The organism is Oceanobacillus massiliensis str. N'diop, from assembly GCF_000285495.1.
GTDB lineage: Bacteria > Bacillota > Bacilli > Bacillales > Amphibacillaceae > Oceanobacillus > Oceanobacillus massiliensis.
Map to the genome: position 1 here is coordinate 1,046,248 of NZ_HE610976.1, position 12,622 is coordinate 1,058,869.

Sequence of the window (12,622 nt, forward strand, 5' to 3'; positions counted from 1 at the left end):
TGCCCAAGAGATAACCTCTTTAAATTCAAGATAATAATATATATTTACAAGAATGTTTAGGTTCACATAATCTCAATAGCATAGTATGATTGGTCTATATTTCTATTTATGGGAGGCATTAGAATGATTAGATTTCCTAATCCCGGGTCAAATATTCCTACAATGACAAAAATATTTCAAGTTCTTTATTCTTACTTGAATAAGCAGTATTCCTTTACTTTAGATGATATGTCCAAGACTTTAACATTAGCCAATCTTGCTAGTTCCTCAGGGTACATGGGGGAGGAAGCTTTAACAAGGTCTACCCGCAAAAAACGTTCATTAGACCCCCTTTACAATCAATCAAAAATGTATGCAGAAGTTTATAGAACTCTAGGGTGGATACAGTCAACTGATAAAAGTAAACTGCAATATAGATTTACTTTATTAGGAGAACATATGGCAGTTTCAAAAAACAATCCTCTTCCATTAATTCGGCAATGTCTACTAGGTATTAATTATCCTAACAAAATATTAGAAATTAAGTCGCAGAATATTAACAGACCATTCTTCACCATATTAAAAACAATGAAGGATTTAGATGGGAAAATTAATAGGGACGAGATGATAATAGGGCCTTTAAGTTTAAATTATACCGATGAAAACTATACAGATATGATAAAGAAAATGCACCAGATAAGAGAATCCTCCAATAATAGGGCGGCTCTTAAGGAGGAACTTGAAAACCTCTCTTCCAAACTTAAGATACAAATTAACACATTGCAAAATTACACTCGATTCCCCATGGCAGCACTTAGATATTCTGCTTGGGTAGAAGATAGAGCAGAAAAAATTTATAAAGGTAGCAGAAGTATGCTATGTCTAACAAAAGAAGGAGAGATGACAGTAGATTGGTTAGATGAAATAGAAAACATTTACTATCCAGACCTCGAGTCCAAGTCTGATAGTGAATTAGCTATCCTCAGTAGAATTGGGTTTTTTGAAATGTTAGAACGGTCCGATTATGATATTGACCATATAAAAAGTCAATTAGAAGAAGATAAAAAGTTATTATATAAATCCAGTAATAAAGAGATACTTTTTTCTCCTTTTCAAACACTTCCTCAATCCTTTGTGAACGAGGCATTATCGCCAATTACAGGCCCTGTCCCTACATTTGAAGAGAATATTAACCAGGTTGCAGAGGTAAGTGTGATTGAGGAGAAAGATAATGAAGAACCGGTGAGAAGTACGATTTTTCTCCAAAATTCAACAAGTAGCTCTAATGACCCTCAAACAGAAGTTATGGGAGCAGAAATAAAAAGACTTGCTGAAGAGTTTGGGAATTCAATAGATTTAATTGTGAATGAACTTACCAGTAAATATTCTACGACAGATAAAGATGTCTTTTATCCATTGGTATCTAGTTTATTTAGGACTATGGGTTTTGATTGCGAAAATCCAAGACATGGAGTTAATTACCAAAGGTGGGACGCAATAATTATTGATGAGAACTACAGTATACCTATTGAAATTAAATCACCTTCTGAAGAGGAATTCTTATCTGTTAAAGCAGTGCGTCAAGCTCTTGAGAATAAAATTGTCTTATTGTCACGAAAAGCTTACAAAACTGATAATGACACTGTAACTTTGGCCATCGGTTATAAAATTCCAAATAATAGGTCAGATGTTTATAGGCTAATAAGTGACATTAAGACTACTTATAATATCAAGATTGGAATTTTAGACATCAAAACATTATTATACTTAGCAGTGTTAAAGGTAGTTCAGGGGAAAGAGCTTAACATAGAGACTTTAAAAGGAATGGAGGGCATAATTAATGTCTCAGATATTTAAGCAAAAAGAAGTACTAATAAATCCAAAATTATTTTCTCCTAATTCTCCACCTAAGAAAATGATTTACAATGAGAATGGACCAGCTAAGATTCTATTAGATAATAACACCATTATAAGTGGAAGTTGTTTACACTGTCCTGATACTCCATGTATGAAATACAAAGAAGAAGAGCTAATTAATGATACTTTTATGTCCTTTCCACAAGATAATGTAAGTAATGTATGTCCTACTGAAGCTATTACTCTAGATGCAGATAGCGGTGCTCCTACCATTGACCCTAATCGTTGTATTGCTTGTGGAATTTGTGCATCAAGATGTCCAAGTGGAGCAATATATTTTAAAACCTTTGGTGAAAAAGAACAACCTCAAGAAGTATTTGCAGTTATAAATAATGATTCAAGTGAATCTTTTGAAATATGTACTCAACAAGATACCTCTAAAACTATCGAACATATAGAAGAAAATAAGATTTTATTAGAATCTTTACCAAAGGAAGGTTTATTTATAAAAGAAGAAGATAGAATATTTGATGTAATCTACAGTAAAATGATGAGTTTAAAAGTAGATGCTCAATTCCCTAATCTGCTAACTAGAAATTTACTTATCCAAACAGGAACTTCATGTGCAATTCGAAGAAAAGGAGATGTAAATCTTAGAATGGATGGTGTTTTAGGGCCACCTGGAACTGAAGCTGGAGTTTTAGAAGTTGAACTTGCATCGATGGGTATTTTGGATTCACCTAGAAATATGTTAGATAATATAGCAGTATTAAATTCAAGGTATAATATAAAATCTAAAACTTTGACACCATTAATTGTTTCAATGTCTCTCGCAAATTCAAGGACAGAGTATTATAGGGTAATCCGAGATATTAAAAATATTTTGAATATAAAAATAAATACTTTGACAATTGGAGCTCTCTTTATATTAATTTGGAACAATAAAACATTCGATTTTTCTAATACAAGCTTTTATCTTGATTCAGAAAATCTGAGTTTAAGGAACATGTTAGAAGATATTATAGGAAGAAAGGTTCTCATATCTGAAGCGTTCCTTTCAATTCTAGAAACATCTAAATGAATGAAAGGGGGACCTATACCAAGGTCTCCCTAACTTCACTTATTCTTTGATTAGTAATGGCAACCCACTTTTCCTCTATTTCAAAGCCCATCCATTGAATATTATGCCCTTCCTTATTTAGGATTTCACAACAAACTCCAAGGGTTCCGGAACCAAAGAACGGGTCTAATATTTTTCCTTCATAGAATCCATCTTTGTTTTTGGGACAATGGGCTTTAATAATATCTAGAATTAGACTTATAGGTTTTTGTGTAGGATGCTCTGTTCTCTCTTTTTTTGCATTCTTACCTGCTAGAGTAGGATACGACCAAACATCCCCTCGTAACGCTCCTAAAGGATTGGGAACCCATTTTTTTGTTTCACCTTTTGAGTTCTTATAATATACAGGTGTCTTTAACCTATCTGCACTTTTATATGGGACCCGTACGTCATCTGCATTATATGTCCATTTCTTATCTGATTTAGAGAACCATAAAAATGGTTCATATTGTGTAGCTGGGGTTTTCTTCGTTCTAGAGAAACCATTTTCATAATACCAAATGTTCATTCTTTTATACGACAACCCTAATTCATACATCATAGTTTGAATAAATCCAATATAATGGTGTATACCAAACCAAACTATGCTAGCGTTCTTATCCATTAAGTCACTACAGTATGCTAATCTTCTTTTATTAACTTCTATAAAATCATTTAATTCTAACTTATCACTATCATTTCCAAAGTCCTTGCGTAAATTGTAGGGAGGGTCAGTTAAAATTAAATCAAACTTAATACCATCTTGCACTAATTTAGGTAGTGCTATATCACAATCTTCTTTATATACTTGATTAAATTCATACTGCATCTTTATTTCTTCCTCTTCATTTTTGTTTTCCTGAATATTAAAATATACTGGTGATGTATATTTTCCACATATGCAAACGGATATCCGTATGGTAATAATGATTTATGATTCTGCATGAGTGCTTTAACACCCTGTAAAGTTAAAATATAATCATCGTTAACTCGATTCTTATTCAGCTGCTGTATTAAATCACTGTGAAAGCTAATAAATTCAGATTTATTTCTAAAATCAGATACAACAATTGCCATATACTTTTCAGGTTTTATCACACGGGCACATTCTAGGAATACATCATTCACTAAAATCTCCAAGAATTCTTCATAATTTGGAATATTACCAAGGTCTTGAACATCTTCTGAATAATTAGTTGCTAGGTTATTTTCAACTCTTTCTTTTTTACTTTATGGTCGGCCTTTTTATTTAAAATAGCCCAATAAGGAGGACTTGTTACCATAAAATCGAATGAATTATCTTGAAGGTTCTTTAACTCAATTCTACTATCCCCAGTAATAATACTATGATTCTCTGACTCTCCTTCTCCAACTTCAAATTCTAACCGTTCTTTAGCCAGCGAACTCCACTTAGGAGAAAGTTCAATACCTGTTCCTTCTCTACTTAATAAACCACAAGCTTTAAGAGTAGAGCCTACCCCAAGAAACGGGTCTAACACACTATCCCCTTCTTTTGTAAAGAACGCTATTAATCTACCAACATCTTGATATGAAAAAGGTGCTGGATGCTGTTTCTCAATTTGAGCATGTGGATGTTTGGAACCTAATCCTTTTTGATACCAAAAGCTCTTAGTTTCTGGAAGCCACTCTTTTCCAGTTAAATTATTTAATTTATTTCGGGGGTCATAAACACCTTCATTTTTTTCTTCCAATTCATCTTCAGTAGTATCTACAGAGTCATTTTCTACCTTTTTTTGTTTTAATCTCTTTTCTTCATTGTCAATTAATTCTAATTGCTCAAAACCCACCTGTTTATTACCTGTCGAAGGAGTTTGAGGAGCCTTGAAATTCTTACTTTCTTCTTTATAATTTTCTAACTCACTACTTTCAAACCTTCTCTGTCCACCTGGTGTTTTTATAGCTCTTAGTAATCCTTTTTCTTCTGCTCTATAAATAGTCGAGGTACTAACCCCTAAAAATTCTGCAGCTTTTTTAACAGTAAACAACTCTTTAGAGCTATTAATCAATTTTTCTGTCACTATATCGCAACCCCTTCCAAACCTATTCAACACTTTCCAACACTTGTCAACACTAATCAAATATATCTTCATAAATTATAGATTAAAAAAAACTTTTTTGCAAAGAAAAAAATATTAAGAGCCAATAAATAAATGGAAATAGTTTTCTCTCCATATATTTATTGGCCACGTTAAATTTTGTATCTCTATCTTGAATGAGTTTTACTTTGTCAAAAAACCTCATTTACTTATGGTACGGTTCCCCCCTAATAATCCGAAATCCCCTATATACCTGCTCCAGCAGTATCAACCGCATGACCTGATGGGGAAACGTCATCTTTGAAAATGATAAGGCAAGGTCACTGCGCTTCTGTACTGCTTCACTAATCCCTAGCGATCCGCCAATCACAAAGGCGATTTTGCTTTTTCCGTAGGTGGCGAGTTCGTCCATTTTGGCGGCGAGCTGTTCGGAGCTTAGCATTTTGCCGTTGATTTCCAGTGTGATGACATAGGTGTCGGGATGGATGTGGGATAGGATGCGTTCGCCTTCTTTTCGTTTGACCTCCTGCATTTCTGCTTCACTCATATTTTCAGGTGCCTTTTCATCGGCAACCTCGATGATGTCCACTTTTGCATAGGCGGTGAGGCGCTTCATGTATTCCTGAATGCCCTGCTTTAAATATTTTTCTTTTAATTTCCCTACTGAAACAATCGTTATTCTCATATTATCGGTCCTTTACTCCATACTTTTATATCAATTCAGAGCCTGGTACGTTCATCCCAGACGATAGCAAACCCCATCAATCAAGTGAAGGATGGGGCCTGAGGATTACATATACTATTTGATTATCTGTACCTGCTTAATCGATCTTCCGTCGACCTCGAGAATCCGGAATGTCAGGTTGTCGCGTTCGATGACGTCCTGCTGTTTGGGAAATTCACTGAATTCCTTCAGCAGGTATCCGGCGAGGACATCTTCTTCTTCCGGGATATCGGTGTGGAAAACGGCGTTCAATCGGTGCAGTGTGATCTTTCCATCGCAAATAATTTCGGTGTCGGTCAATTTCTCGACAAGGGAATCACTTTCCACATCTGTTTCATCTTCAATTTCCAGTCCGATCATCGCTTCGATGATGTCTTCGTGGGTGAGTATCCCTTCTGTGCCGCCATATTCATCCAGGACGATTGCCATATGCTTTTTCTCTTTGGTCATCTTGCGGAATACATATTCAATCGAATGGAATTCATAGACGGTCAATGGTTCGGTATCACTATAGTGCTTCAAGGATTTGCCCATCTCAACCGTCCAGGCAATCAGGTATTTGGAGTGAAAGACTCCTACAATGTTATCGATATCATCTTCATAAATCGGATATCTTGTAAATGGATTCTTAAGGGCGGTGTCTCTTACTTCTTCAAATGTTGCCGTACTCGGAAGCGAGACAATCTCCACACGGGGTGTTTTCAGTACATCCTTCACATTCATATTATAGAAATCAAGGACGCCTCGAATCCGATTCGATTCTTCCTTCTTGAATGTTCCTTCAGAATCTGCAATATCGACAATTGCCATCAATTCTTCTTTGGAGATGGCTGGATATACAGGCTGTCCCTTGGAGAGTGCTTTGGTAATGATTCCGGTCAGTCCGTTCAGCAGGATGGTGATTGGCTTTAATAGGACGACAACAAATTTTATGAATGGATATACCATGTATGAGATCCGATCCGGGAATGTCGCTGCCACGGATTTCGGAATCACTTCAGAGAAGATAATAATGGCCACGGTTAAAACAGCAGATGCTATTCCGACATTCCATCCATAATCCAATGCCATCATCGTTACGAGTGTCGGCAGCAGGATATTGGCGATGTTGTTACCAATCAATATCGCTGTAATAAACTCTCTGGGCTTAGAGACGAGCTGCAGGATCTTGCCTGCCTTTATATCATCATTATTTGCCTTTGATTGGAGTCTCATCTTATTTGTTGCGGTTAATGCGGTTTCACTTCCTGAAAAGAAAAATGAAACAAATAGTAGTACGATGATCGCAATGATCACGAGTGTATTCCTCCTCTAATATGTACACAAAAAAATATAGTTAACTAGCTACATCATATCTTATATAGCAAAAAGAAAAAAGTAATATGCTACCAAAGAGACAGACATTTTCAAAACTTTTAATCAAATCGCTGAGGCTCCGCTTTTAAGCGTCTAATAAGGAGCCGATAGAGCTACTAACAACTAGTCTGCACCATTTGCCGCAGACCTATAACCAGCTTCTGTCAGATATCATAACCTGAAATTCAGCAAGCCCTTATGATACAATGATTCGTTATCGGCTGGCAATGACAGCTTGTCCCTATAAATCATTAGTTTAAGGGTTTGGCTCCAATTGATTCCGGTTATATAGTATTGTATCGGAAGCGGGTGTTGACTGTTGAATACAAAAGAGAAGATTGAGACACAAGTGGAGCTGCTTAGAGCCAAAATGTACAATGCCTCTGAGAGCAAGCTTCAAAACCAGCAGATCATAAAAATTTCACAGGAGCTGGATGTTCTGCTAAACAAGCTGGAACAGATTGAAGAGAATAACTATTCATAAAGGGAAAAACACTTTCACATTGGAAAGTGTTTTTCTGCTTGTTTGGCCATTTTAACCCATTAGATTATGAATAAAGACACGGACGACATCGAGTCCGCCTATCACGGTTCCCAGTGAGCTTCCAAGGTTTGCAAGGACGACAACGAGAAGAATCCGGGTGACCTTGTTATCCCAGAAGCCTTTGACCGTATGGACGTCATCGGCCAATTGTTCGAAGTCTCCGACATTTGGTTTCTTTACATATGCCTGTACAAATCCGGCAAACCAGCCCGCTGCAAGCAATGGATTCAGTGAAGTAATTGGTGCTGCAACAAAGGCTGTCAGTATAGCGAGTGGATGCGCCAATGCGAGCAATGCACCAATTGCCGATAAGGAGCCATTCCATGCAATCCAGCTAATGGTCTGCTGCAGACCTGCCGAGGGATTCATATAAAATGTATAGGCAATAATGGCAAGAATAGCAATCGGGATCGTCCAGCCAATGATTTTCGGTGCTTTCGATTTGGCCGGCCGCCGGGACAGGCGTTTCAAATCATGATCATGCTGAATTTCCTTCGTTATTCCCGGAACATGGGCCGCTCCAAGAATGGCCACTACCTTTTCTCCGGGTGCATCCTTTATTTTCTGTGACAAATACTGATCCCGCTCATCAATAAGCGGTGTCTTCAATTTCGGGAAATACTCGGTAAACTCTAACAGCATGGCATTAATCGTATCCTGCTGTTTCATTTTTTCAAGGTCTTCTTCAGAAATACTGTCATTGCTGAAGATGCCCCCAATCACTTGCATCAATAGCATGGCCTTCCCCTTCAGTCCAATGTTTCCCCATATACGGGAGAAGGTAATCTGAATATCCCTGTCGGCCAATACCAGTTCTGCACCTATTTCTTTTGCTGATTCAACCCCTTGAATCATTTCCTGTCCGGGATTGATTCCAAACTGTTTCGCCATTCTTTTTTGAAAGGATGATATAGCGAGATTCATTAATAGCAGGGTTGCCTTTTTATTTTTAATGATTTCAAAGATATCGGTGTTCTTCCACTTATTTCCTTCTGTAATCGATTGATATCTGGCATCATCCAGTTCGATACAAACGGAGTCAGGCTTTTCCGCTTCTATTACTGCCTTTACCTGTTCTGCGCTGTTCTTGGATACGTGTGCTGTACCGATAAGGATATATTCCTTATTGTTTAGCTGTAATCGTGTTATATTTTCTTCACTCATATAGGAACCTTCCTTTTATGTATTCAGTTTCTGCATTCACTCTGTTAGTTTTATTCTAATACAAATCTATCTTCATGATATACCAGAATGGTGCAAAAGAATAATGAAATTTCGGGAAGATTGGAAAATAATACTTTTCCAGCCATGGCGATGAAGAGGAGATAATCGAGAAATACTTGCGGAAATTTTCTCATGTGATCTTATGTAAGCAAGGAGAGAGCCTTTACCGATCTGTCTCCTCAAATGTGACGGATTGTACTTTTTCGGTTTCTGTATCAAATTCGATATGAATGAAGACACCGAATTCCCTGTCCCCTTCGTTTAACCATAGCTTGAATTTCTCGATACTCGTATCGTCTTTTGTTTCCTTGCCAACATGAAGATAATCAACGATTTTGGCATTGGCATACTTCGCTTTTGTCTCCTGTACTGCAAGGCGTCCCCATTTCGCATAGGATGGAATTGTTTCCTGCACCTGCACATCCTGGGCTGCTGGTGATGCGATAGTTGTCATGATAAAAAAGATGGCAATACTTAGACCCATTATTAATTTCCACAATGAAATGACCTCCTTTTTTATAGGGTTTGTCATTTGGGGATATTTATGAACAGGATGAAGACGATTTTTTCTATTAAGCATTAAAATATACTGTTTTCATGGTAAAAGTGCCCGGTTTTAGGGTGTTTATCCAATCCTTCTCCATTTCCCGGGAAATATCGACAAATTTTTACTGAATGATTCGATATTTTTTTCACAAACCGAGTCCAAAGTAAAAAATAGTTATTTTAATAATTTTCAAACATATCAACAACTTATCCCCCACTGTGGATAACATTGCTTTAGCAACAGCTGTTATTTACTATCTCCAAGCCTTTTTTTGCCGGTATTGGAAGGTATCCGACTTCAATCGAAAAGAGTGTGGCTGAAAATTCCGCAAGAGCCCGGTCTTGCTTCAAAGCGCGGCCGTGAAAAGCGACTGTCTGAAAAGGAAATTCATCCTCATATCAGCATGGCAAATAAAAAAGAGGGATTCTGCCAGCGTAGCCAGCAATCCCTCTCGTGTTTAATTCATCTGTACATTATGCAGATGGGCAAAAATCCCATCACGTTCCAATAATTCTTTATGACTTCCTTCTTCTTCAATTCCATTCTTGGTCACTACCATAATTCGATCTGCATTTTTGATCGTTGCCAGGCGGTGGGCGATCACCAATGTCGTCCGGTTCTTCGCCAGTTCATTTAACGCCTTCTGGATAATCATTTCGGTCTCCGTATCCAGTGCAGAGGTAGCCTCATCCAAAATAAGGATTGGTGGATTCTTCAGGAACATGCGCGCGATTGCAATGCGCTGCTTTTGTCCGCCAGACAGCTTCAGTCCGCGTTCGCCGACCTGGGTTTCATATCCATTAGGCAATTCCTTGATGAATTCCTCCATATGGGCCCGTTTTGCGGCCTGTTCAATCTCTTCATTCGTGGCATCAAGCTTACCATAGGCGATATTTTCCCGTAATGTACCGGTAAAGAGAAATACATCCTGCTGTACGACACCAATCTGGCTGCGCAGCGACTCTTTTGTCACTTCACGGATATCTATTCCGTCAATTTTGATGCTGCCATCGTTCACATCATAAAAACGCGGAATGAGTGAAGAAATGGTGGTCTTTCCGGCACCTGATGGACCGACAAAGGCTACCGTTTCCCCGGCATGTATCTGGAAACTGATATCATTCAGGACAGGCGTATGGGATTCCCCATAGCCAAAGGTCACATTCTGGAATGTAATATCACCTAATACATTCTTCAGATCCCTTGCATCGTTTCGGTTGGAAACATCCGGATCGATATCCATCAGTTCCGTGAACCGCTTAAATCCTGCCATTCCCTTCGGATACATCTCGAGAAGGGCCGTTATCTTGTTGATTGGGTTTGTCAGGACATTTACAAACAGGATAAAGCTGACAAGCTCACCAGAGGTCATTCTGTCATTGAATGTCAGCCATGCCCCGGCAACAAGAACGACCAATGTAATCAGACGCATGAGCAGATAAATATTGGAATGGACAATGGACATGACGCGGTATGCGCCAATTTTTGCCTTCCGGAAGCTGTTGTTGTCTACTGTAAAACGCTCCATTTCAAACTTTTCATTTGTAAAGGATTGGACAACCCGTACACCCGATACAGCATCCTCGACACGTCCATTTACTCCGGCAATATTCTCGTACATGCTCTTCCAGGACCGATTCATGCGGATGTTGCCGAATGTGATCAGGAAAATAAGAACCGGCACGGCGATTAGAATGACCAGCGCTAAGACGGGGTTGATCGTAAACATAATCAGAAATGCCCCAATAAAGGTCATAATCGAGATGAAGAAATCTTCCGGTCCATGGTGTGCCAGCTCGCCAAGATCAAATAGATCCGTGGTGATCCGGCTCATGATATGGCCTGTCTTTGTATTATCAAAGAATCGGAAGGATTGCTTCTGCACATGAAAGAATAGATCTCTTCGCATATCCGTTTCAATGTTCACACCAAGCTTATGGCCAATATAGCTGACGACGTACTGCAGATAGGTGCTGATAATATAGACTAATAATAGCAGGATTCCTACCGTCAAAATCATATTCCAGTCATTACCGAGCAGCAGGTCATCGATAAACCATTGAACGGCTAGAGGAAACGCAAGTTCAAGTAACGCAACAATGATAGCTGCGGTGAAATCAATAATAAATAACCGCTTATGCGGCTTATAATAGGAAAAAAATCGACGTATCAATACTCGGCACTCCCTTACTCTTTTCTACAGAGAATTATAGAGATAATTAACGGCATTGGCAATATGCTGGCTCGACAAAGTTCGCGGATGAAATTTTTATGGAGGGGAAAGTTTGTCCATCTTCTTGCATACGTTAGAAGAATAGAGAATATGGGAGGTAATCTTGTGATAAACATAAGTACGACAAAATGGATTTGCTATGCAACAGGCTATGTATTTATTATTTCCGGGCTGATGAAATTGATTAGCGCTGATTTCAAAGTGACTTTCATGAATCTCGGTCTGCCTTTTCCAGAGCTTACATTATTTCTTGTAGCTATTGTAGAGCTTGGATGTGGAATGCTGATTGCAGGCAGGATGTATATGAGGCTTGCAGTACCGCCGCTTATCCTGATTATGCTTGCAGCAATCTTTCTGACAAAACTGCCGGTAATTGGGACGGAAGGACTTCTAGCATTCGCTTTCAATGCACGGCTGGATATTGTTGTCTTCATCCTTCTCCTGATTCTATGGCAGCACACTAGAAAAATCACCTTGCCCTGATATCGTATAATCAACAAAGGACAGATTAATTTTGTGGATAAGCCGTGTATAATAGCTCTTTTTTATCAAATCACCCCTGCTTATACACAAAGTTATACACATATGCACAAGTGTTCGTAGCTATTTTGTTATGGTGTATCTTTTCTATACCATATATTGATTTCGCCCAAAATTTTATCCACTGTTTGTGCATAACTTTCGTTTTCTGTGGATGAATTATTGTTGGAAAGAGCAAGATTCGTTTGCGGGAGCTTTTCTCAGCATGAAAGTAAAGCTATTCCCCCTTAAGGGAGAATAGCTTTACTCGGGGATTGGGCGGGGGTGGCGGGGGTGGCGGGGATTCTGCGGTGTTGGCGTTTTTTTCCGCGCTTTTCTTGATTATTCCGCGATTCTCACTGTTTTTCCGCGCTTTTCTCGATTATTCCGCGGTTCTGGCGGTTTTTCCGCGCTTTTCTTGATTATTCCGCGGTTCTCATGATTATTCCGCGCTCCCCACGTTTATTCCGCGCTTTCCACGTT

12 protein-coding genes are annotated in these 12,622 nt (G+C 38.5%); 4 read left to right on the top strand and 8 right to left on the bottom strand.

Features of this window, described 5'->3' with window-relative positions:
* Positions 1-123: 123 nt before the first annotated feature.
* Together OMHG_RS04970 and OMHG_RS17490 are read left to right on the top strand one after the other, a co-directional pair.
* A complete protein-coding gene (locus OMHG_RS04970; protein WP_010648844.1) occupies positions 124-1,836 on the top strand; it encodes a hypothetical protein in 1,713 nt (570 codons plus the stop codon).
* Positions 1,820-2,917 (top strand): 4Fe-4S binding protein, encoded by a 1,098-nt coding sequence (locus OMHG_RS17490; RefSeq protein ID WP_010648845.1) that lies wholly within the window; start codon positions 1,820-1,822, stop codon positions 2,915-2,917. Before OMHG_RS04970 ends, OMHG_RS17490 begins: the two co-directional genes overlap by 17 nt.
* A 13-nt stretch (positions 2,918-2,930) precedes the next feature.
* On the opposite strand, the gene OMHG_RS04980 is transcribed toward OMHG_RS17490, so the two are convergent.
* From OMHG_RS04980 to OMHG_RS04995, 5 genes are all read right to left on the bottom strand, one after another.
* Entirely contained in the window at positions 2,931-3,764 is an 834-nt protein-coding gene (locus OMHG_RS04980; RefSeq protein WP_010648846.1) for a DNA-methyltransferase, read from the bottom strand.
* A gap of 2 nt (positions 3,765-3,766) precedes the next feature.
* Entirely contained in the window at positions 3,767-4,063 is a 297-nt protein-coding gene (locus OMHG_RS18750) for a hypothetical protein (protein WP_010648847.1), read from the bottom strand.
* A 71-nt stretch (positions 4,064-4,134) separates the two neighbouring features.
* Positions 4,135-4,974: a DNA methyltransferase gene (locus tag OMHG_RS04985; protein WP_010648849.1), complete on the bottom strand. Its 840-nt coding sequence runs from the start codon at positions 4,972-4,974 to the stop codon at positions 4,135-4,137.
* 223 nt (positions 4,975-5,197) lie between these two features.
* A complete protein-coding gene (rlmH, locus tag OMHG_RS04990) occupies positions 5,198-5,677 on the bottom strand; it encodes a 23S rRNA (pseudouridine(1915)-N(3))-methyltransferase RlmH (protein WP_010648851.1) in 480 nt (159 codons plus the stop codon).
* Positions 5,678-5,791: 114 nt separating this feature from the next.
* Positions 5,792-7,012, bottom strand: coding sequence for a hemolysin family protein (locus tag OMHG_RS04995; RefSeq protein WP_010648853.1), 1,221 nt, complete (start codon positions 7,010-7,012; stop codon positions 5,792-5,794).
* Between the two features lie 379 nt (positions 7,013-7,391).
* Here OMHG_RS04995 and OMHG_RS17755 point away from each other — a divergent pair, with 379 nt between their 5' ends.
* Positions 7,392-7,556 carry an aspartyl-phosphate phosphatase Spo0E family protein gene (locus tag OMHG_RS17755; protein ID WP_081498493.1) on the top strand — a complete coding sequence of 55 codons (165 nt, stop codon included), beginning with the start codon at positions 7,392-7,394 and terminating at the stop codon, positions 7,554-7,556.
* A gap of 51 nt (positions 7,557-7,607) precedes the next feature.
* Here OMHG_RS17755 and OMHG_RS05000 read toward each other — a convergent pair whose 3' ends face one another.
* The 3 genes from OMHG_RS05000 to OMHG_RS05010 form a co-directional block, all read right to left on the bottom strand.
* On the bottom strand, positions 7,608-8,780 hold the full coding sequence (locus tag OMHG_RS05000; protein ID WP_010648855.1) for a TraB/GumN family protein: 1,173 nt from the start codon (positions 8,778-8,780) through the stop codon (positions 7,608-7,610).
* Positions 8,781-9,003: 223 nt separating this feature from the next.
* Positions 9,004-9,339, bottom strand: a complete 336-nt coding sequence (locus OMHG_RS05005; protein ID WP_010648857.1) for a YqzG/YhdC family protein — start codon at positions 9,337-9,339, stop codon at positions 9,004-9,006.
* A 505-nt stretch (positions 9,340-9,844) separates the two neighbouring features.
* Positions 9,845-11,560: an ABC transporter ATP-binding protein gene (locus OMHG_RS05010; protein ID WP_010648858.1), complete on the bottom strand. Its 1,716-nt coding sequence runs from the start codon at positions 11,558-11,560 to the stop codon at positions 9,845-9,847.
* Positions 11,561-11,725: 165 nt separating this feature from the next.
* Between OMHG_RS05010 and OMHG_RS05015 the strand changes: the two genes are divergently transcribed.
* A complete protein-coding gene (locus tag OMHG_RS05015) occupies positions 11,726-12,103 on the top strand; it encodes a DoxX family protein (protein WP_010648859.1) in 378 nt (125 codons plus the stop codon).
* Positions 12,104-12,622 lie beyond the last annotated feature (519 nt).